The organism is Halogranum roseipondis (genome assembly GCF_059695585.1).
The window spans coordinates 41568-61533 of record NZ_JBUEED010000006.1 but is presented as its reverse complement, the minus strand read 5'-3'; the positions used below and the strand labels follow the sequence as shown (position 1 = coordinate 61533).

The following is a 19966-nucleotide window of genomic DNA, read 5'->3' as shown; positions in this document are numbered from 1 at the left end:
TCACCGTCGTTCGCCGCCGAACCTTCATGTACGAGACCGGGACCACTCCGGTCTATGCTGACCCAGACCCCCGCCGAACGCGTCCGCAGTCGGGCCTCGTGGCTCGCCGCCAACGCCGCGATCGCGACGGTGCTCGCCCTCGGCGTGTCGCTCCCGTACTTCTACGTCACCGACGACGTCCGCGGCGTCCTGCTCTCGCTCCCGGTCGCGGCGCTCGCGCTGTCGAGTCTCGGCGTCTCGCTCGTCGCCGGCGTCGCCGCCAACGCCCGTGAACGGGCGCGACTGGAGGCGAAACCCATCTCGAACGTCTCGAAGAGCCCACGGGAGGGCGGCCGGTGATCGAGGCGTTCGCGCACGTTTTCGGCCTCGTCGCCTTCGGGAGCGTCGCGCTCGGCGTCGGCGCCGGCGGCGCGTGGCTGCTCCAGCGCTACTGCTGAGGCCGTCGCGTCCGTCGCATCGGCGACCGAATCCACACGGACGTTCCTGGGAAACCTTTTTGCTCGCGACGCGACCTCTTTCGAGCATGTCTACAGTGTTGGTAACTGGCGGGACCGGGTTCATCGGTTCCTACGTCGCCGAAGACCTGCTGGAACACGGCCACGACGTCGTCGCCTACGACCTCTCGACGGACCCCCGTATCCTGGAGAAACTCGGCATCGCCGACGACGTGGAGATCCGTCGCGGCGACGTCTCCGACTCGACCGACGTGATCCGCGCCATCAAGGAGACCGGTGCGACCCACGTCGTCCACCTCGCGGCGCTCCTGACGACGACCGCCCGCGAGAACCCGCGACTCGCGCTCGACGTCAACGTCCAGGGGACGAACAACGTCTTCGAGGCCGCCCGCACCCTCTCGGAGCAGGTCGAACGTGTCGCGTGGGCCTCCAGCGCCGCCGTCTACGCGCCGCCGACGAACTACGACGACGGCGGTGACTGGTGGGTCACGGAGGACGACCTCGTCTACCCGGACACGCTCTACGGCGCGACGAAAGAGTACAACGAACACCAGGCGAAGGTCTACCACGAGGACTTCGGCGTCTCGCACGTCGGCGTCCGTCCCACCGTCGCCTACGGCCCGTACCGCGAGACCGGCGGGTCGGCGTTCCTCGCGAACATCGTCGAGAAACCCGCGGTCGGCGAGTCCTTTTCGGTGGAGTACGGCGACCAGCACGTCGACTGGCAGCACGTCCGCGACATCGCCCAGTCGTTCCGCTGTGCCGCCTTCGCCCCCGAAGAGGACCTGACCCAGCGCATCTACAACGTCCGCGGCGAACTCGCGACGATCCGCGAGGCCGCCGAGACGGTCCAGCACATCCTGCCCGACGCGGACCTCACCGTCTCCGACGAGGGCGAACTCCCGTGGACGCAGAAACTCGACATGACCAAGGCCAAGGAGGATCTGGGCTACGACCCCGAGTACGACCTCGAAGCCGGCTTCCGGCAGTACATCGACGTGCTGCGCGAGGAGGCGGGGTTGGAGGCGGTCTGAGACGAGTCCCCGACGCTACTCGTCGTCGACGACGACGCCGTCGTCTTTCACCGACGGCGCGCCGACGACGAACACCTCGCCCGCCTCGACACAGACCAACTGGCGGATCTCGTCGGGCGAGACGACGATCATATCGCCCGCAGTCAACTCCTCGGTCTCGTCCTCGAAGCGCAGTTCGAAACGCCCCGAGAGCACGTGGTAGAGCTCCTCCTGCTCCTCGTGGTAATGTCGGTTCGAGGCGTCGCCCGCCTCGTACACCCAGACGCTCGGGCGCATCTGTTCGGGTCGGAGTTCGTAGCCGACGGCTTTCAGCTTCGGGTCGAACTCCTCGAGGTCGCGGGCGTCCGTCTCGTCGAGGTTGAGTCGTTCGTGCATCGTCGGCGCTTCACACGAGAGACGGAAAAAGGTGCGTCCAGCCGGCCTTCCGTTGTGGCGCACGCTGGCGTGACCTCCGTGTCACGCCAGTCAGCGTGCGAGGGATGAGCGAACGAGCGGGAGCGAGTGAGCGAATCGGGTGGGGAGGGCGTGGCTGTCTCGTTTGTCGAGCAGTCCCGAGCCACGTCTCGATCCCTCCACTGCTCACCACCCCCCGAACCCGAATCGGGAGAACACTCCGTGTACTCCCCACAGTTCGCCCACTCACTTCTGCGTCTGCGAGTACTCCTGCACCCACTCTTTCAGACTGATCCCCATCGTCGCGTACGTGATCGCGTTCGACGACGCCGAGTTCGCGCTCTTGACCAGTTCGGCCTCCAGCGTCCGCGTCGGCACCTCGCCGAGGAAGTGCGGGATCGCCCGCTGGACGGCCAGCGGACAGCCCACCTCGTGGGCCAGCGCGTAGCCGGAGATGGAGTGCGGCACCTCCGAGGAGGCGTACTCGGGGTTCGGCTCGTCCAGCACGTCGTCGTCGACGAAGCCGACGTACTCGTAGCACTTGCCGACGTCGTGCAGGAGGCAGGCGGCGACGACGACGTCCGTATCCGGCTCCGCGCCGTGGAACTCGCGCTGTTCTTCGGCCGATTTGAGGGCGATTCGCGTCACGCCGCGGACGTGTTCGACGTTGTCCGTCTCGTGGATGTTCCACGCGTAGGGGATGTCGTGGACGTCGCGCCACCCGCCACGAGAGAGGCCGAGACACCACGCCTCGACGACCTGCTCGCGCAACTCGTCGTCGTCGATCTCCGCGAGTTCGGGGAACGCGTCTTCGACCTGCGTCCGTAGGTCGCTGAAGTCGGTCGCCATCGCTATCTGAGTTCGTCCTTCTGGACGGTCTCTCGCCCGATGAACCGCGGGCGCTCGCCGATGGCGAGGAAGTTGTCGACGTCCTCTCTGGCCTCTTTGGCCTTCCCCTTCGCGGGGTCGTAGTCGCGCGAACCCTCGCTGCCCAGTGCGTCGTGTAGCGCGTCGAGATCCTCGAAGTACAGCTCCGCCACGCCGTCGAACTCCGCCGCCTCGGGGTTCGTCGGAATCACCGTGTCGTACTTGACGACGCCCTCGATCTCGCGGGCGATGGGGGTGTGGTTGGTCTGCCAGTAGTCGACGAACTCGCCGTGGCTCATCCCCTCTTTGCGGACGAGAAACGCCGAGTGCTTGTAGAGACCGTCCGTGTCGCCGTCGGCGTCGTCTCTTTGAACCTTGACCTCGCCGATGAACCGCGGGCGGCTCTCGACGTCGAGGAAGTTGTCGACGTCCTCACGGGCTTCCTTGGCCTTCCCCTTCGCGGGGTCGTAGTCGCGGGAGCCCTCGCTGCCGAGCGCGTCGTGGAGCGCATCGAGGTCGTCGAAGTAGAGCTCCGCGAGTCCGTCGAACTCCGCCGCCTCGGGGGTCACGGGTTGGACAGTGCTGTACTTGACGACGCCCTCGATCTCGCGGGCGATGGGGGTGTGGTTGGTCTGCCAGTAGTCGACGAACTCGTCGTGGCTCATCCCGTCCTTCCGGACGAGAAGTGCAATGTGCTTGTAGAGACTCATTCACTCCCACCCACTCGGTTCGTGAGTATAAATCATGAGGGAGGAATTAAGGGACCACACTGCGGACGAGAGAACATGACGTTCTACGAACGCGACTTCATGGAGGGCACCCGCGGAACCATGGCCGTCGACTGGGAGGAGCGCATCGACACGAAGCGCATGCGCAACGAACGGAAGGAGCGCGCGCTCGAACGGATGCGCGACGCCGGTCTGAGTTCGATGTTGCTCCTCTCGGACCCCAACATCCGCTACGTCACCGGTCTCGCGATGACCGGCGGGAGCGGCGCGGACCACTACTCGCTGTTGCTCGAAGACGGCAACGTCGTCCACTGGGACACGGCCGACCACGCCTCGAACCAGCGGTTCAACTGCCCGTGGCTGAACGACGTCCGCTACGCGTGTCCCGGCCTCGGCAACGTGCCGCGCGCCTCCGGCAGTCAGTCGGCCCGACGCTTCCTCCTCGACAAGATGGCCGAGACAGTCGCCACGGCGCTCGACGACTACGACCTGAAAGGGGAGGCGATGGGCCTCGACGTCGGCAACGCGGGCCTCGTCGACGCTCTCGAACGACAGGGCGTCGACGTCGACACCGAGACGTGCTCGGCCGTGATGGAAGATGCGCGGAAGGTGAAGACGAGAGACGAGATCGAGTGTCTGCGGATGGTCGCGGCTATCGCCGAGGCGGGGTTCCAGCAGGTCGTCGAGAACGCGCGTCCCGGACGGAGAGAATCGGAGGTCTGGGGCGACGTCACGCGTGAACTCTGGCGACACGGGGCGTTCGTCGGCGGCGGCTACCTCACCTCGGGGCCGAACACGTGGCCCAAGCACCAGGCCAACACCACGGACCGGATGATGCGCCCCGGCGACCTCGTCTACGCCGACATGTACAACATCGGCTACCTCGGCTACCGCTCCTGTTACTACCGGACGTTCTCGCTCGGCGAACCGACGCAGGCGCAAAAGGACGCCTACGAGACCGCCCGCGACAACCTCTACGACGTGCTCGAACGGATCGAACCCGGGGCGACCACCGACGAGGTCTCGCAGGGGTTCCCCGATATGGAGGGCGAACACGCCGAGTGGTACGACGCCGACGACCACTGGCAGATGACCACCAACCACTGGGCGCACGGACTGGGACTCCAGCTGTACGAGGTGCCGCTCATCTGGCGCGGCATCTCCGAAGACCACCCCATCGAGTTAGAGGAGGGGATGGTGATGGCCGTCGAGACCCAAGAGCCGGCGGAGCGACAGGGCGTCCGCGTCGAGGAGATGGTCGTCGTCCGCGAAAACGGCGTCGAGATCCTGAGTCAGTGGCCCGTCGAAGAGATAACCACTATCGACTACTGACGCTCCCGAGTCGGCTCTCGATCCTGCCTCCGAGACGCCCTCTCCGTCAGTACTGGACGCTCCCGACCGCGTACAGCGTTCCGTTCGACGCGCCGAGGTAGACCCGGCCGTCGGCGACGGCGGGTGACGACTGGACGTACACCTCGTCGGCGAAGTCGGTACGGAACACCCTCTCGCCCTCCGTGGTCACCGCCGAGAGGCCGTTCCGACAGCCGAGGTAGACTGTGTCGCCGACGACTGCGGGCGACGACCGGGTGTCCGGTTCGACGTCGGCGACCCAGCGTCGCGTCCCGGTCTCACGGTCGAAGGCGTGGAGTCGGCCGCGACTCGTCGACTCGCACGTCTCGTCGCCGCCGCCCGTTGCGAGACAGGCGGTCGTCGTCGTCGCGGCGACGTAGACGCTGTCGTCCGTCACCGCCGGCGACGTCCGGAGGCTCAGGTCCTCGACGGTCGCCGCCCAGCGCGTCTCGCCGCTCGTCGCGTCGAGTGCGAGCAGTCGTCCGTGCGGTTCGTCGCGCTCCTCGTCGCCGCGCGGCGGCATCGTCGGGCAGTAGACGACGCCGTCGCGGACGGCGACCGAGGCGTTCGGGTGGACGTGCAGCGCCCGCTGCCACGTCACCGACCCGCCGTCGGCGTCCAGCGCGTACAGCGTCCCCTCGACGGGGACGAAGACGGTGCCGTCGACGACCGCCGGCGACGCCGAGACGTCGTCTCGCTCGCCGAACTCGTCGTAGCGCCAGCGCTCTTCGCCCGTCTCGGCGTCGAGCGCGAGGACGGCCGGCGCGGCGAACCCCTCGTCGTCGGACCCGCTGACGACGAGCGGTGCGTCGCCGAGCGTGCCGACGTAGACGGTGTCGTCGACCACAGTCGGCGACGACATCCCGAAGCGGTGACCGACGTCGACGGACCACCGTACCGACCCGTCGTCGACGTCGACGGCGTAGAACGTCTTGCCCCACGTGCCGACGTAGAGCGTGTCGCCGACGACGGCCGGCGCGGACGTGACGTAGCCGTCCGTCTCGATCTCCCACTCCACCTCGCCGCTCTCGGCGTCGAGCGCGAACAGGCCGCCGGGGTCGCCCGACCCGCCGCCGTAGACGACTCCGTCGTGGGTGACCGGCGAACTGTTCATCGTCGGCGTCCCGCCGTCGAACGTCCAGCGCACGTCGCCGCTGCAGGGACCGTTCCACTCGGTCGGAGCGGCAGTGTTGCCGGCGTCGTAGCCGAACTCGGCCCACGAGTCGGGCGCTCTCCCGCCGGCGGCACCGTCGGCGTCGCTTCCGCCGCTCCCGTCTCCACAGGTCTGTGGCGGACTGTGACCGTCCGGTTCGTGGGTGGTCTCGGGGACGTCGTTCCGGCCAGGGCCGGCGGTACAACCGGCGAGGAGGGCGACGCTCGACACCGTACCGAGGAGGCGACGGCGGGTGAGTCGCGGGGGACGTGACATACTTCGTCTCCACGCCGTACTCGTAAATCGGTTGCGTAGTGTCAAACGACTGTTTGACCGACGCGCTCGGACGCTCCTGACAAACCGTTAAGTTCCGTCCGTCCGACCCTCACGCATGAAACTCGGCACGGGTTTGTTCACCTGCCAGCGCCGCCCGGACGACGACCGGCCCACGAGCGACATCTACGACGAGATGTTGACGCTCGCCCGCACCATCGAGGACGCCGGTCTCGACAGCGCGTGGGTCTCCGAACACCACTTCCTCGACGACGGTTACCTCTCGGGGACGATGCCCGCACTCGGCGCGCTCGCGGCCGAGACCGACGAGATCGAGATCGGTTCCTGTATCGCGCTCGCGCCGCTCTACAACGCCGTCAGACTCGCCGAAGACGCCGCGACGGTCGATCTCGTCTCGAACAACCGGCTCACCCTCGGTCTCGCCATCGGGTCGAACCCACGGGAGTTCGCGGAGTTCGGCGTCCCCGAGAACGAACGCGTCGAACGCCTCGCCGACACGGTCGACCTCCTCAGAGGCGCGTGGTCGGAGGGGCCACTCGACCACGACTCGCCGTTCAACGACGTCTCACCGGAGACCTCGATCACGCCCAAACCCGACGGTCACCTCCCCATCATGCTCGGCGGGGCGGCCAAACCCGCCGTTCGCCGCGCCGCCCGCACCGCCGACGGCTGGTGTGCTCCCTCGTCGCTCTCGGTCGGCGGCGTGAAGAAACGCGTCGACGACATCCGCAACGTCCGCCAAGAGGAGGGGCTGGACGACGAGTTCACGATCTACGTCCTCCAGCACGGGTTCGTCGGCGACTCTCGCGAAGAGGCGTGGGAGGCGATGCGAGACGGGTACCTCTATCTCCAGCGGCGCTACGCCGAGATCTTCTCCGGCGAGTCCGTCTCGGAGCTCTCAGACGAGCGAAAACAGGAGCTGAAGGAACAGGCTATCTTCGGCACGCCCGAGCAGGTGACCGAGGAACTCGAACCCTACCGTGAGGCGCTCGGCGACGACGTCCACTTCATCTTCCGGACGTACCACCCCGGTATCGGCACCGAGCGCATGGTCGAGTGTATCGAACGTCTCGGTGACGAAGTCGCGCCGAATTTCGCGTAAGGCCCCAACTCCTTTTTCTCTTCTCTCCCGCGCTCACTCGTCGCCGAAGGTCCACCGCGTCGCGTCGGTCGGGTAGTCGCTCCACGCGAGCACGCGTTCGGGACGAATCGCAAAGACGGGCGTCCCGTGGCGAACCCCGTACTTCGCTTCGTAGGCGTCGTCGATGCGTCGCAGAACTTCGGGGTCCGTCTCGCCCTCGGTGTATCGCTCCGCGGTCCCCTCGACGATGACGACCGTCTCGGCGTCCTCGCGATGGACCGTGATCGCGTCGTTGTGTGCGAGATTTCTGACCCACCGGGTCTTCTCGCCGCCGCCGCAGTGGATGGTTCCGTCGACCCAGACGCCCCAGACCGGTCGAGCGTGCGGGCGACCGTCGGGCAGCGTCGTCGACACCCAGTAGTTACGGTCGTCGGCCATCGTCTCTGCGACGAACGACCACGGGAGCAGTCCGTCGCTGCTCTCGGGGATGCCGTAACTCTCCTCAGTCTGGGGTCTGCTCCGGGTCGCGTTCACGGACTCCTCGTCTCGTCTCTCTGAACTCGTCATCGCTGCCTCTCCGCCGTCGTTCCTCTTGAGGTGTTCGCCGCCTGACGTGCGCGTTCGACACCGACCGACCGAACCGAGTCGACGGCGTCGCCGCGGCCGAACTCTCGTTTTCCCGCTCGCCTCCTCTCCCCCCACACCCCCCTCTCCACCACTCACCCTTTCGCCGTGCCGTCCCGCGCTGCCCCACGCTCCGTCGTCCCACGCTGCGCCGCACCGCCGTTTCGGTCGCGTAATCGCCGCGCTAGCCCGTCTTGTAGACGCCGCGGACCTGCGCGGCGCGTTCGTCGTCCTCGGTGTAGACATCGACGTCGACGACGCCGATGTCGCCGCCGAGGCGGACGACATCCGCCACCGCCCGGAGGTCGCCGGTGCCGGCGCTCAGATAGTCGATTCGCATGTCGATGGTCGGGACGGGTTGGTCGACGAGCGAAACGAGCGCCGCGCCGCCCACCGTATCTGCCAACGTGAACGTGACGCCGCCGTGGGCCATCTGCTTCTCGCTGTTCCACGACAACTCCTCGCGCATCTCGACGCGACCTTCGGCGTGGCCGTCTTCGGCTTCGGTGACTTCGACGCCCAGCAGGTCGGCGAAGGGCATCGTCTCGAAGAACTCCTCGATGTCCATGCCTGTGCGTCTCTCCCGCTCGTCTTAAAAATAGGGTCAGTCTACCTGAGTTACGCTTCGGCTTCGACCGTCTCGCGGATGCCTTCGGCGATGCGCACCGGTGCGGGCAGGTAGAAGTCCTCCAGCGCGTGCAGCGGGACGGGCGTGTCGAATCCGGCGACGCGCTTGATGGGTGCTTCGAGGTGGTAGAGGCCGTCCTCCTGCAGCGCGCTGACGATCTCGCCGCCGAACCCGCCGGAGAGCGGTGCCTCGTGGACGACGACGGCCCGCCCCGTCCGCTTCAGCGAGGCGACCATCGACTCGCGGTCCAGCGGCGAGAGCGTCCGGAGGTCGACCACTTCGACGTCGACGCCGAGGTCCTCCTCGGCCATCGCGGCGGCCTCCAACGCCTCCGGCACCATCGACCCGTAGGTGAACACCGAGACGTCGGACCCCTCGCGGCGGACGGTCGCCTCCCCCAACGCGGCCGGTTCGGCGTCGAGGTCGACCGGTTCGCGGAACGACCGGTAGATGCGCTTCGGTTCGAGGAAGACGACCGGGTCGGGGTCGCGGATCGACGCCCGGAGCAGGCCGTAGGCGTCGCGCGGCGTGCTCGGGACGACCACTTTCAACCCTGGCTGGTGGGCGAACAGCGCCTCCATCGACTCCGAGTGGTGTTCGGGCGCGCGAATACCGCCGCCGTAGGGGGCGCGGACGACCAGCGGACAGGTGAACCGCCCGCGACTCCGGTTGCGCAGGCGCGCGGCGTGGGAGACGAGCTGGTCGAACGCGGGGTAGATGAACCCCATGAACTGCATCTCGGCGACGGGACGAAGCCCCTTCGTCGCCATCCCGATGCTCGTCCCGACGATACCCGACTCCGCCAGCGGGGTGTCGACGACGCGGGCGGAGCCGAACTCGTCGTACAGTCCGCCGGTCGCGCGGAAGACGCCGCCGTTCTTGCCGACGTCCTCGCCGAGCACGAGCACGCGGTCGTCGCGCTGCATCTCCGTCCGCAGCGCCTCGCGGACGCCGTCGACGAGCGTCAGCTGCTCGTGTTCGCCGTCACCCTCACTGTCGCCTCGACCGTTCGACGCGAGGCTCACGAGTGATCCCTCCGGAAGGCGTCCTCGCCGTAGCGCTCGACGAGTCGCTCCAACTCCTCGCGCTGGCGTTCGAGTTCGGGCGACGGCTCCGCGTAGACGTGGTCGAACATCGCCGAGACGGGCTCGGGCGTCGTGGACTCGGCCGCCTCGATGGCGTCGGCGAGCCGCCGCTCGATGCGGTCGGAGATGGCGTCGTCGGTCTCGTCGTCGAGTCGGCCCGTCTCCCGGAGGAACGTCTCGTAGCGCGGGATCGGGTCGCGTTCGCGCCACTCGTCGGGGACGCCCTCGCGGTAGACGTCCGGGTCGTCGGCAGTGGTGTGGGCGCCGAAGCGGTACTGCACCGCCTCGATGAGCGTCGGTCGGGCCTCGCCGGGACTCGGGTTCCGCGCCTTCTCGACGGCCTCGCGGGTGGCGACGTAGACCGCCAGCGGGTCCATCCCGTCGACCTGCACGCCCTCGAAGCCGTAGGCGTCGGCCTTCTGGGCGATGGTCTCGCTGGCGGTCTGCTGTTCGCGTGGCACTGAGATGGCCCACTGGTTGTTGTTGCAGAAGAAGACGACCGGCGCGTCGAAGACGCCGGCGAAGTTCAGCCCCTCGTGGAAGTCGCCCTCGCTGGTCGCACCGTCGCCGAAGTAACAGCAGTAGACGCTGTCCTCGTCGAGATAGCGCGACGCCATCGCTGCGCCCGCCGCCTGCGGGATCTGTGTCGCGATGGGGATGTACTCGGGCATCACGTTGACGTCCTCGGGGACGGCGTAGCCGTCACCGTGGCCCATCATCGTCAGGAGTAGCGACTCGACGGGGACGCCCCGGACGACCTTCGCGGCGTGGTCGCGGTAGGTGGGGTAGAGCCAGTCTTGGGCGTCCAGCGCGTAGGCGCTGGCGACCTGCGAGGCCTCCTGTCCAGCGAGCGGGGCGTAGGTGGCGATGCGGCCCTGTCGCTGCAGGCTGACCGCCCGTTCGTCGAAGCGGCGGGCCAGCCGCATGTGTTCGTAGATGCCCAACAGGGTGTCGTCGTCGAGGTCGTCGGGCAGTGGTTCGTCGGTTCTCGACCCGTCGGGGGTCAAGAGCTGATACCGTGGCGAGTCGTCGGTCGAGTGGTCGAGTACGCTCATGTCGTGGTGGTCGATGGTCGTGGGTCGGTCGCTGGTAGTCGTCGATCTGTCGTCCGTGCGCTGTTCGCTCGAGAGGTCCGGTCGCCCGTTCGCTCGCGTCTTCATCCGTCTCCGACGACGTTCGGCGGCGTCGACGGCAGACTGCGAACGCGCGGCTATCGGCGTTTCAGCGGCCCCTCGGTGGGCTCGGCGTCGAACCGATCTGTCTTCCAGCGTGTCGCGAAAAGTTTCCCCGCCAGTGTCTGCTCCGGCTGCGTTCGGAGGCGGTCACTGCCAACGATGCGGTCGGCGGGCGGACTGGCGGAGTCCATGGTCTGACATCTCCCTAAACTGTATTAACTATTGTGTGGGATACGATATCACAGAGTCGTCGGCAGTTTCTCGACATCGCCGAAAGAACGACGAGATTTTGCGGACTTTCCTACAGAAACGACGGTGCAGCTCGGCGCGTGTTCCGGCCGCCGCTCCGTGAGTACGGTTAAGGTGCGCGCGCCGAGTCGTCAACCATGTCCACACACGACACATCGATCCGTGTCGACCACGTCGGCATCGCCGTCGATTCCGTGCCGGAAGCGGAGGCGGTGCTCACGGTCCTCGGTGCGGTGAAGCGACACGAGGAGCCGAGCCCCGACGGCTCGTTCACCTGGGGGACCTACGAACTGGGCGGCGCTTCACGGCTCGAACTCGTCTCTCCGCGCGAGGGTGCCGAGAGCTTCCTCACCGAGTTCCTCGCCGAACACGGCCCCGGCGTCCACCACGTCACGCTCGAAGTCGCCGACCTGGGGGCCGTCGTCGACAGTCTCGAGTCAGCCGGCGTGCGCGTCGTCGACGTCACCGAACGCGACGACTGGACCGAGGCGTTCGTCTCGCCGCGCAACCCGACAGGCGTCCTGTTCCAACTGATGGAGTACCACGAGGGCTACGCGGCGCGTCACGGCGGCCCCGAGGCCGCCTACGTCGGCGGCGTCCCGCTGGGAGGCGAGCGATGACCGACGACCCGGCGGGCGACGCGACGCCCGACGACCACGCGAGCGACTCCGCAACTACCGGATCGACGAGCGACGGCTCGACCGCCGAGTCGGTCGACGCCGACGTCCGCGAGCGTATCGAGTCGGACCCCTATTGTGCGACGCTCGGCATCGAACTCCGCGACCTCGGCCTCGGGTCGGCGACGACGGCGCTGACGCTCACCGACGATCTGGTGAACTTCCACGGCACGCCGCACGGCGGGGCCATCTACTCGCTGGCCGACGCCGCGTTCGCCGCCGCCTCCAACAGCCACGGCGAGACGGCGGTGGCGCTGGAGACGAACGTCTCCTACCTCGCCGCCGTCGACGTCGGGACGACGGTCCTCGCGACGGCGACGGAGACGCACCTGACGAGACGGACCGGCGAGTACGAGGTCGTACTCACGACCGAGGGCGACGGCGAGCGTCTGGCGACGTTCCGCGGACGGGTCTATCGGCCCTGAAGTTCAGTGTTCGGCGATCGTCTCCGTCTCGGCTCCTGTGGGGAGGACGGCCAGCGCGACGCCGAACGCCGTCCCGAGGCCGAGTCCGTACACGAGATGCCCGATCGCGAGGACGACGCCGAACGTGAGCGACCCCCCCGGAATCGGCCACAGCGGTACCGGGAGCGCCGTCGCGCCGGCGAGGTTCAGCGCCACCGGGAGGACGAGTCCGCCGGTGACGACGCCGAGGAGCGCGCCGTAGCCGACGCCGAGCCCGGCACACGTGGCGACGCTCCGCGCGTAGTCGCGCAGCGGCGTCAACGTGACTGCGGCCGCGAACGCGAGCGCGAAGACGACGCTGTTGAACAGATGCGCCAGCCACCCGCCGAGCGCCGTCGGCTGGCCGTACAGCGCCCCGATGAGCGGCATGGCGTTCGTCGTGCTGTACAGAACTGCGCCCATGCCGACGCCGCCGACGAGGCCGGCGAGGACGGCGGCGACCCAGACGCGAGATCGCGTGACGTGAACTGACGACATCCTCTCTCCCTCTCACCGTGTTGTACGCTAGCAGGCAACATAACTTCGCTCTCGCCGTCGACGCGAGCGGTGAGCGGCGAGTGTCCGGCTCAGCGGTGGTCGTAGACGCGCTGGACCTTCCCGACCTCGGTCCGGCCGATCTGACCCGGGGCGACGATGTCGAGGCTGTCGGGTTTCACGTCGAGGACGTCCTCCAACCGGGCCTGCACCTCCTGGCGGAGCGACTCGCTCGACCCGTCGTAGTCCTCGTGGTGTTCGACCGTCAGTTCGAGGCGGTCGAGGTTGTCCTCCCGCCGGAGGTCGATCCGGTAGTGCGGGGCGACCTCCTCGAGGTCGAGCATCACCTCCTCGATCTGACTCGGGTAGACGTTGACGCCGCGGACGATGAGCAGGTCGTCGGCCCGGCCGGTGACGTTGCCCATGCGGACGCAGGTCCGACCGCACTCGCAGGTGTCGTAGTTCAGCGTCGTCATGTCGCCAGTGCGGTAGCGAAGGACGGGGAGCGCCTGCTTCGAGAGGGTCGTCAACACCAGTTCGCCCTCCTCGCCCTCGGGCAGCACCTCGCCCGTCGCGGGGTCGACCACCTCGGGGTAGAAGTGGTCCTCCCAGATGTGGAGGCCGTCCTGAGCGTGGGCGCACTCGATGGAGACGCCGGGGCCGATGATCTCGGAGAGACCGTAGACGTCGACGGCGGTGACGCCGAGCGCTTCCTCGATCTCCTCGCGCATCGGGTCGGTGAACGGCTCCGCGCCGATGACGACGGTCGACAGCGGCAGGTCGCGGACGTCGAGGCCGCGCTTCTCGGCCGCCTCGGCGAGGTAGAGACAGTACGAGGGCGTACAGCAGAGCACGTCGCTCCCGAGGTCCTGGAGCATGTCGATCTGTCGGGCCGTGTTGCCGCCGCCGGTCGGGACGACGCACGCGCCCAGTTGCTGGATCCCGTCGTGGAAGCCCAACCCTCCAGTAAAGAGGCCGTAGCCGTAGGCGTTCTGGACGACCTGGTTTTCGCGGACGCCCGCCGCGTAGAGCGACCGGGCCATCACCTCGCGCCAGACGTCGAGGTCCTCCTCCGTGTAGGAGACGACCTTCGGTTTCCCCGTCGTCCCCGAGGAGGCGTGGATGCGCCGGACGTCGGCCCAGTCGACCGCGAACATCCCGTCGGGGTACTCGTCGCGAAAGTCCTCCTTCCGCGTGAACGGCAGTTTGTCGATGTCGTCGACGCTCTCGACGTCCTCGGGCGACACGCCCGCCTCGTCCAGCGCCTCGCGGTAGTGGTCGACGTGCTCGTAGGCGTGGGCGACCGTCTCCCGGAGGCGCTCGCTCTGCAGTTCGTCGAGGTCCTCCCGTGGTGCGGTTTCTACCTCATTATAGACCATACAGAATCGCTACCCTCTACCGTTAAATACGTTTGTGTGTCAGTCACTGCCACGTCGGTCGAAAGAAGGATGCGCTCAGACGCTGACGCCGAGATAGCGGTCGAGGATGCGCTCGTCGGCCTCCAGTTCGGCCGGCGTCCCCTCGTAGGCGACGCTCCCCTTGTCGAGGATGTAGACCCGATCGGCCAGCTCGAGGGCGACGGCGACGTTCTGTTCGACGAGCAGGACGGTGATCCCCTCGTCGTTGATCTCCGCGACGAGGTCGGCGACGCGGTCGACGATGAGCGGCGCGAGCCCCTCGGTCGGTTCGTCCAGCATCAGCAGGTCCGCGCCAGCGACGAGCGCGCGGCCGATCGAGAGCATCTGCTGTTCGCCGCCGCTGAGGTCGACGCCGCGGGACTCGCGTCGCCGCGAGAGGTTCTCGAAGGTGTCGAGCACCTCGTCGACGCTGCGGCGGTTCGGCGTGTCGCTGCCGCCGTAGCTGCCGATGCGGAGGTTCTCCTCGACGGAGAGCCCCGGGAACACTCGCCGTTCCTCGGGGACGATGCCGACGCCGCGTCTGACCGTCTCGACGGGGTCGAGCGCCGTGATCTCTTCGCCGTCGTAGCTGATCCGGCCGCCCGTCGGCGTCACCGCCCCCAGGATCGACCGCAGGGTGGTGGTCTTGCCGACGCCGTTGCGACCGACGAGCGCGACGGTCTCGCCAGCGTGGACGTCCAGCGAGACGCCCTCCAACACCTGGGTCTCGCCGTACCCCGCCTCCACGTCGCGCAGTTCGAGAAGCGGGTCGGTCACCGGCGCTCACCCCCGAGATACGCCGCCTGCACCGCTTCGTTCGCGGCCACCTCTTCGGGTGTCCCCGTCGCCAACTCCCGCCCGCGGTCGAGGACGGTGATGCGGTCGGAGACGTTCATCACGAGGTCGATGTCGTGTTCGATGAGCAAGAGAGTGCGGTCGGCGAGCACCTCGTCGATGAGGCGCATCGTCGCCCGCGTCTCCTCGCGGCTCATCCCCGCCGTCGGCTCGTCCAGCAGGACGACCTGCGGGTCCGTCGCGAGCACGAGGCCGATCTCGAGGCGACGGCGGTCGCCGTAGGCGAGCGACCCGGCGCGTTCGTCGGCCCTGTCGCCGAGGCCGACTCGTTCGAGCGTCCACTCGGTGCGTTCGTTGACGTCGTCGAACTCGTCGGCCCCGCGCAGGAACCGATCGCGGAACGAGATGCGGTCGTCGAACACCGACTGGGCGGCGACGCGGACGTTCTCGCGGACGCTCAGCCCGGCGAAGACGTTCGTGATCTGGAACGACCGGCCGATGCCGCGGCGGACGCGCTCGTGCGGTGCGAGTCCGCTCACGTCCTCGCCCTCGAAGACGACCTGCCCGGAGGTGGGCGCGAGCGCGCCGGAGATGAGGTTGAAAAGCGTCGTCTTCCCGGCCCCGTTCGGTCCGATGACGCTGCGGAACTCCCCGCGCTCGACGCGGAGGTTCACCTCGTCGGTGGCGACGAGTTCGCCGAACCGCCGGACGAGATCGCGTGTCTCGAGGACGGTGTCCGTGGTGTCGGCGTCGCCGACGTCGTCGCCGCTCGTGGTCGTCGCCATCAGTCGGTCACCTCCACGTCGTCGTCGGCGACGACGTCCGGACCCCGCGTGCGACCCCCGAACCGCGCCGCGAGCACGCCGGGTAGCGAGACCAGCCCGCGCGGGACGAAGATGACGAACAGCACGAACAGCACGCCCAGCACGCCCTGCCACTGCTCGGTGAACCCCAGGAGGGCTTCCTTGGCGACGAAGAACACCCCCGCTCCGAGCATCGGACCGTAGAGCGTCCCCATCCCGCCGAGGATGGTCATGACGATGACCTCACCCGACTTGATCCACGCGAGGAACGACGGGGCGACGCCACCGGTCGAGACCGCTGCGAGACCGCCTGCAAGGGACGCGAGGCCGCCGCTGACGACGAACGCCCGGCGCTTGTACGCAGTCACGTCGTAGCCGACGAACTCCGTGCGCTGTTCGCTCTCGCGGATCGACTGCAGCACGCTCCCGAAGGGGGCGCGCATGAGCTGGCGAGCCAGCAGGTACGAGCCGACGACGAGCACGAGCACGACGTAGTAGTACAGTTCGACCCCGCCGATGATCTCGACACTACCGACCTCGGGGCCGCTCGCGAACCCGTACACCGGGTCGATACCGAAGAGTCCGTTGTCGCCGCCGGTGAACTCGAACTTGAAGACGGCGCTGTGGAACAGTTCGGCGAAGCCGAGGGTGATCATCGCGAAGTAGACGCCGGCCACCCGAATCGAGAGGTGGCCGACCACCCACGCGACGACGACGCTCAGACAGATGCCGACGGCGAGCGCGAGGAACAGCGAGGGGACGAGATGGATGAGCACCAGTACCGACGCGTAGGCACCCACGCCGTAGAACAGCACGTGGCCGAGCGAGACGAGTCCAGCGTATCCCATCACGAAGTCGAGGCTCAGCGCGAACAGCGCCCAGACGAGGATGTTGACGAGGAGCGTGTTGACGTAGTACGACTGGCCGACGAGGCCGAGTGCGAGCGGGAGGACGGCGAGTGCGGCGACGACGCCGATGCCGAGCCACCGCCGGAGCTCCGGGGTGAGCACGCCGTGTCCGCCGGCGGTGAGCAGTTTCCCCTCGTCGCCGTGGCTCCCCCACTCGGGGTTGCCGAACAGCCCCTGCGGGCGGACGAGGAGCACGAGGATCATCAAGAGGAAGACGGCGAGCCCCTCCAGCGCGGGGACGAAACTCCGCATCAGCGTCTGGATGACGCCGACCGCGAGACCGCCGACGACGGCTCCCCGAAAGCTGCCGAGACCGCCGAGCACGACGATGATGAACGCCGGGATGATGACGAGGTCGCCCATCCCGGGGCTGACGCTCTGGCGACCGGCGAGGACGATACCGCCGACGGCGGCCAGCGCGGCCCCGAACGCGAAGACGACGGTGTAGTAGCGGTCGATGTCGATACCGAGATAGCGCACCATGTCGCGGTCCATCGACCCCGCACGGATAACGAGGCCGTAGCGGGTCTTGGTGAGTGCGAGCCACGTCCCGAGGGCGATGACCGCGCCGACGGCGATGACGAAGTAGCTGTAGACGGCGTAGTCGAAGCCGAACAGTTCGACCGTCCCCGAGAGCACGTCCGGGCGGGCGATCTGCCGGGGTTGGGTCCCCCAGATCAGGTCGATGAGATCTTTGAAGATGAGGACGAGTCCGAACGTCAGGAGGATGTGATAGAGCGGGTTGCGGCCGTAGAGCGGTCTGATGGTGAACCGTTCGACGCCCGCGCCGACGACGGCGATGAGCAGGGGGGCGACGAGCAGTGCGATCCAGAAGCCGCCCGGACCGGCGCCGACGGCGAGCGCGAACGCGAAGTACGCGCCGAGCGCGAAGAACTCGCCGTGGGCGAAGTTGATGACGTCCATCACGCCGAAGATGATCGAGAGCCCCGCCGCGAGCAGGACGTACACCATCCCGATGGTGAGTCCGTTCAGTACCTGCTCCAGCAGGGCGGTACCGACGGCCATGTTAGAGGCTGCAGCCCGTCTCGCTGCAGTCGGGGAGCGTGTCCGGTCCGTCGACCTTGCTCAGCAGCTCCACGTCGGCCATCTCGCCGTCGCCCTCGACGAGTTCGCCCATCCACGTCGGGTTCTCCGCCTGCTGGTCACAGGTGCGGAACTGGTTCTGCCCGAAGATGGTGGGCATCTGCATCCCCGCGAGGCTGTCTTTGACCTCGGTGGGGTCGGTCGACCCCGCCTCGGCGATGCCGCGGACGGTCATCCGGATGGACTCGTAGCCGACGCGCGCGAAGTTGTCCGGGTCGGCGTCGAACTCCTCGCGGTACGCCTGGACGAACTGCTGGTTGTCGCCGGTCTCCAGCTTCGGGAGGTAGCGGACGCCGCCGTAGGTGCCGACGGCGGCCGGGCCGAGCGCGCCGCGGACGACCTGGAAGCTCATCGTCGGGCTCATCAGGTTCACCTGCTCTTTGAGTCCCTGGTCGTTCGCCTGGTTGACGAAGTTGATGAGGTCGCCGCCGGTCATCCCCAAGACGGCGACCTCGGCCTCGGAGTTCGCGATCTCGGAGATGAACGAGTCGAAGTTGCTCGCGCCCAGCTGCGAGCGGGAGGTGCCGACGACCTCCAGGTTCGCGTCGGCCTGCTTCATCCGCGCCCGGACGCGGTTGAGTACCGACTCCCCGTAGGCGTAGTCGGCGATGTGGAACCACACCTTGGTGCCGAGGTTCTGCACCGTGTACTCCGAGACCGCCTCCGCGACCTGTGCGGTGTTCGTCTCGAACCGGAAGACGTACTCGTTGCAGTTCTCGCCGGTGACCGGGACGGCCGCCGCACCGGGGTTGTAGATCACCTCCTCGCTCTGCGCGAAGTCGTTGAGCGCGATGGCGACGGAACTGGAGATGGCACCGACGAGATAGTCCGCACCGTCCCGGCTGACGAGTCGCTCGGCCGCCTGCTGGGCCTGCGTCGGGTCGGTCTCGGTGTCCGCCGTCACCAGCTCGATCTCGACGTCGAACTCGTCGCTCTCGTTGAGCTGTTGGACCGCGAGCTCCGACCCCCGCCGCTGGGCCGGACCGAGGCTGCTGTACGCACCCGAGATCGGGTTCAACGCGCCGTAGGTGATGCTGTCGCCACCGCCGCCGCCGACGCTGCCGAGGCAGCCCGCGAGTCCCGCGACTCCCGTCGCACCGACGCCCGCGAGAAACCGACGTCTGTTGGTCGAGACCGAGTCTGTCTGCTCTCCGTGGGGCTTGCTACTCATAACCAAACGAACCGAAGGGATACCCATATATTAATCATTGTATTAGGTGAGTCGACACGAACGCTGAAAGAACCGGTCGACGGGACGCGCCTCCTGTCCGTCTGCCAGGTGCTCTCTTGCGGCTCGTACCCAGGACGGGCCACGGTCGAACCGACGTCGCTCCCGGCCACATGACCTCCCGACGCGTCGCGATGACTCTCCAAAAAGTGACCGTTCATGCAATTCATGATCGTTCTCCGCCCGTGCGAAACGGGGAGTGACTGGATTCTGTCTAGCGGTACGACGATGAGCCGTCACTCTGTGACGGATGAAAATTTTAAAATTTTCAAAATTTGTGACTAGCGGGAGATGCGACGGACCGCTCGAACCTGCCGGGGTCACTCGGGACGGCCGCTCCGCTCGGTGGGGTAGCTGTCTCGGAGAACGGATGGGAGCGGTTTCGCGATAGCGCGTCTATCGGAGCGATGCGTCGGTTCGGTCGTTACTGTCGGACGCTGCGGGCCTCTCGGACGTCGGGTCCGTCACGGACCATGTCCTCACAGTGCGGACAGACCCGGGGGTTGGTCATCTCGTTCGGCGCGAAGACGCGCACGTAGTCCACGGTGACGAACGACCCACAGTTGCTGCATTCCGGCATACATACTTCGTAATGAAGTGTACGGCTATAGTCGTCATGCCAAAACAGTTTGGTGACCGACGTTTCGGACGCGTTCGCCGTCGTGGACCCGCATCGACGGCCGTAGCGACTACGTGGTTCCCTCCGGGAGTACTTGTATGAACGTTCGAGCGAGCGGTGTCGCGGTCGCCTGTCTGGTGGTCGTCGCGACCGTCGGCGTCGCGCCGACGGCGACGGCCACCACTCCGACGGCGTCGGTCGGCGACGAGACGGTCCGACAGGTCGACGGCGACACGTTGAGCGGACTCGAAGAGACGATACGCGAGATCGACCAGTTCCTCGAAACGGTGATCGACCTCGTCAGAACGATAAACGAACTGACCGGCGAGGGCGAGGGCGGCGACTGAGAGGGGTTCTCGGAGCGTTCCATCGATCGCTCCC

At 67.5% G+C, this 19966-nt stretch carries 23 protein-coding genes; 7 read left to right on the top strand and 16 right to left on the bottom strand.

Annotated features, from left to right (window positions below):
- Nucleotides 1–54: 54 nt before the first annotated feature.
- Complete coding sequence (locus EOHIBHHM_RS21625) at nt 55–339, top strand: hypothetical protein (protein WP_497258166.1); 285 nt, start codon at nt 55–57, stop codon at nt 337–339.
- 184 nt (nt 340–523) lie between these two features.
- On the top strand, nt 524–1489 hold the full coding sequence (locus tag EOHIBHHM_RS21620; protein WP_497258164.1) for an NAD-dependent epimerase/dehydratase family protein: 966 nt from the start codon (nt 524–526) through the stop codon (nt 1487–1489).
- Between the two features lie 15 nt (nt 1490–1504).
- Here EOHIBHHM_RS21620 and EOHIBHHM_RS21615 read toward each other — a convergent pair whose 3' ends face one another.
- The 3 genes from EOHIBHHM_RS21615 to EOHIBHHM_RS21605 form a co-directional block, all read right to left on the bottom strand.
- Nucleotides 1505–1864, bottom strand: coding sequence for a cupin domain-containing protein (locus tag EOHIBHHM_RS21615; protein ID WP_497258162.1), 360 nt, complete (start codon nt 1862–1864; stop codon nt 1505–1507).
- Between the two features lie 264 nt (nt 1865–2128).
- Entirely contained in the window at nt 2129–2731 is a 603-nt protein-coding gene (locus EOHIBHHM_RS21610) for an HD domain-containing protein (protein WP_497258160.1), read from the bottom strand.
- A 2-nt stretch (nt 2732–2733) separates the two neighbouring features.
- Complete coding sequence (locus EOHIBHHM_RS21605; protein WP_497258158.1) at nt 2734–3459, bottom strand: EthD domain-containing protein; 726 nt, start codon at nt 3457–3459, stop codon at nt 2734–2736.
- 75 nt (nt 3460–3534) lie between these two features.
- On the opposite strand from EOHIBHHM_RS21605, the gene EOHIBHHM_RS21600 reads away from it, so the two are divergent.
- Nucleotides 3535–4809 carry a M24 family metallopeptidase gene (locus EOHIBHHM_RS21600; protein ID WP_497258156.1) on the top strand — a complete coding sequence of 425 codons (1275 nt, stop codon included), beginning with the start codon at nt 3535–3537 and terminating at the stop codon, nt 4807–4809.
- 46 nt (nt 4810–4855) lie between these two features.
- Here EOHIBHHM_RS21600 and EOHIBHHM_RS21595 read toward each other — a convergent pair whose 3' ends face one another.
- Nucleotides 4856–6256, bottom strand: a complete 1401-nt coding sequence (locus EOHIBHHM_RS21595) for an outer membrane protein assembly factor BamB family protein (protein ID WP_497258154.1) — start codon at nt 6254–6256, stop codon at nt 4856–4858.
- 115 nt (nt 6257–6371) lie between these two features.
- Here EOHIBHHM_RS21595 and EOHIBHHM_RS21590 point away from each other — a divergent pair, with 115 nt between their 5' ends.
- Entirely contained in the window at nt 6372–7376 is a 1005-nt protein-coding gene (locus EOHIBHHM_RS21590) for an LLM class flavin-dependent oxidoreductase (protein WP_497258152.1), read from the top strand.
- Between the two features lie 33 nt (nt 7377–7409).
- Here the strand turns inward: EOHIBHHM_RS21590 and EOHIBHHM_RS21585 are convergent, their stop codons facing one another.
- The 5 genes from EOHIBHHM_RS21585 to EOHIBHHM_RS21565 form a co-directional block, all read right to left on the bottom strand.
- Complete coding sequence (locus tag EOHIBHHM_RS21585) at nt 7410–7922, bottom strand: pyridoxamine 5'-phosphate oxidase family protein (RefSeq protein ID WP_497258150.1); 513 nt, start codon at nt 7920–7922, stop codon at nt 7410–7412.
- A gap of 241 nt (nt 7923–8163) precedes the next feature.
- Nucleotides 8164–8547 (bottom strand): PaaI family thioesterase, encoded by a 384-nt coding sequence (locus tag EOHIBHHM_RS21580; RefSeq protein WP_497258148.1) that lies wholly within the window; start codon nt 8545–8547, stop codon nt 8164–8166.
- Between the two features lie 50 nt (nt 8548–8597).
- Nucleotides 8598–9632 (bottom strand): alpha-ketoacid dehydrogenase subunit beta, encoded by a 1035-nt coding sequence (locus EOHIBHHM_RS21575; protein WP_497258146.1) that lies wholly within the window; start codon nt 9630–9632, stop codon nt 8598–8600.
- The gene (gene pdhA, locus EOHIBHHM_RS21570; protein ID WP_497258254.1) at nt 9629–10747 is read right to left on the bottom strand and encodes a pyruvate dehydrogenase (acetyl-transferring) E1 component subunit alpha; all 1119 of its coding nucleotides are present in this window, start codon (nt 10745–10747) and stop codon (nt 9629–9631) included. The genes EOHIBHHM_RS21575 and pdhA overlap by 4 nt, the downstream gene beginning before the upstream one ends.
- Before the next feature lie 155 nt (nt 10748–10902).
- The gene (locus EOHIBHHM_RS21565; protein ID WP_497258144.1) at nt 10903–11058 is read right to left on the bottom strand and encodes a hypothetical protein; all 156 of its coding nucleotides are present in this window, start codon (nt 11056–11058) and stop codon (nt 10903–10905) included.
- A gap of 195 nt (nt 11059–11253) precedes the next feature.
- Here EOHIBHHM_RS21565 and EOHIBHHM_RS21560 point away from each other — a divergent pair, with 195 nt between their 5' ends.
- Both EOHIBHHM_RS21560 and EOHIBHHM_RS21555 read left to right on the top strand, forming a co-directional pair.
- Nucleotides 11254–11736 (top strand): VOC family protein, encoded by a 483-nt coding sequence (locus tag EOHIBHHM_RS21560; RefSeq protein WP_497258142.1) that lies wholly within the window; start codon nt 11254–11256, stop codon nt 11734–11736.
- A complete protein-coding gene (locus EOHIBHHM_RS21555; RefSeq protein ID WP_497258140.1) occupies nt 11733–12218 on the top strand; it encodes a PaaI family thioesterase in 486 nt (161 codons plus the stop codon). The genes EOHIBHHM_RS21560 and EOHIBHHM_RS21555 overlap by 4 nt, the downstream gene beginning before the upstream one ends.
- Before the next feature lie 3 nt (nt 12219–12221).
- Here the strand turns inward: EOHIBHHM_RS21555 and EOHIBHHM_RS21550 are convergent, their stop codons facing one another.
- The 7 genes from EOHIBHHM_RS21550 to EOHIBHHM_RS21520 all read right to left on the bottom strand — a co-directional run bounded on the left by EOHIBHHM_RS21550 (nt 12222) and on the right by EOHIBHHM_RS21520 (nt 19546).
- On the bottom strand, nt 12222–12734 hold the full coding sequence (locus EOHIBHHM_RS21550; protein ID WP_497258138.1) for a hypothetical protein: 513 nt from the start codon (nt 12732–12734) through the stop codon (nt 12222–12224).
- A gap of 89 nt (nt 12735–12823) precedes the next feature.
- A complete protein-coding gene (paaK, locus tag EOHIBHHM_RS21545) occupies nt 12824–14110 on the bottom strand; it encodes a phenylacetate--CoA ligase PaaK (protein ID WP_497258136.1) in 1287 nt (428 codons plus the stop codon).
- A gap of 75 nt (nt 14111–14185) precedes the next feature.
- Nucleotides 14186–14905: an ABC transporter ATP-binding protein gene (locus EOHIBHHM_RS21540; RefSeq protein WP_497258134.1), complete on the bottom strand. Its 720-nt coding sequence runs from the start codon at nt 14903–14905 to the stop codon at nt 14186–14188.
- Nucleotides 14902–15708, bottom strand: a complete 807-nt coding sequence (locus EOHIBHHM_RS21535) for an ABC transporter ATP-binding protein (protein WP_497258132.1) — start codon at nt 15706–15708, stop codon at nt 14902–14904. The genes EOHIBHHM_RS21540 and EOHIBHHM_RS21535 overlap by 4 nt, the downstream gene beginning before the upstream one ends.
- Complete coding sequence (locus tag EOHIBHHM_RS21530) at nt 15708–17660, bottom strand: ABC transporter permease (protein WP_497258130.1); 1953 nt, start codon at nt 17658–17660, stop codon at nt 15708–15710. Before EOHIBHHM_RS21530 ends, EOHIBHHM_RS21535 begins: the two co-directional genes overlap by 1 nt.
- A 1-nt stretch (nt 17661) precedes the next feature.
- Nucleotides 17662–18909: an ABC transporter substrate-binding protein gene (locus EOHIBHHM_RS21525; RefSeq protein ID WP_497258128.1), complete on the bottom strand. Its 1248-nt coding sequence runs from the start codon at nt 18907–18909 to the stop codon at nt 17662–17664.
- 481 nt (nt 18910–19390) lie between these two features.
- Nucleotides 19391–19546, bottom strand: coding sequence for a DUF7563 family protein (locus EOHIBHHM_RS21520; RefSeq protein WP_497258126.1), 156 nt, complete (start codon nt 19544–19546; stop codon nt 19391–19393).
- A 137-nt stretch (nt 19547–19683) separates the two neighbouring features.
- Here EOHIBHHM_RS21520 and EOHIBHHM_RS21515 point away from each other — a divergent pair, with 137 nt between their 5' ends.
- Nucleotides 19684–19932, top strand: a complete 249-nt coding sequence (locus tag EOHIBHHM_RS21515) for a hypothetical protein (protein WP_497258124.1) — start codon at nt 19684–19686, stop codon at nt 19930–19932.
- Nucleotides 19933–19966 lie beyond the last annotated feature (34 nt).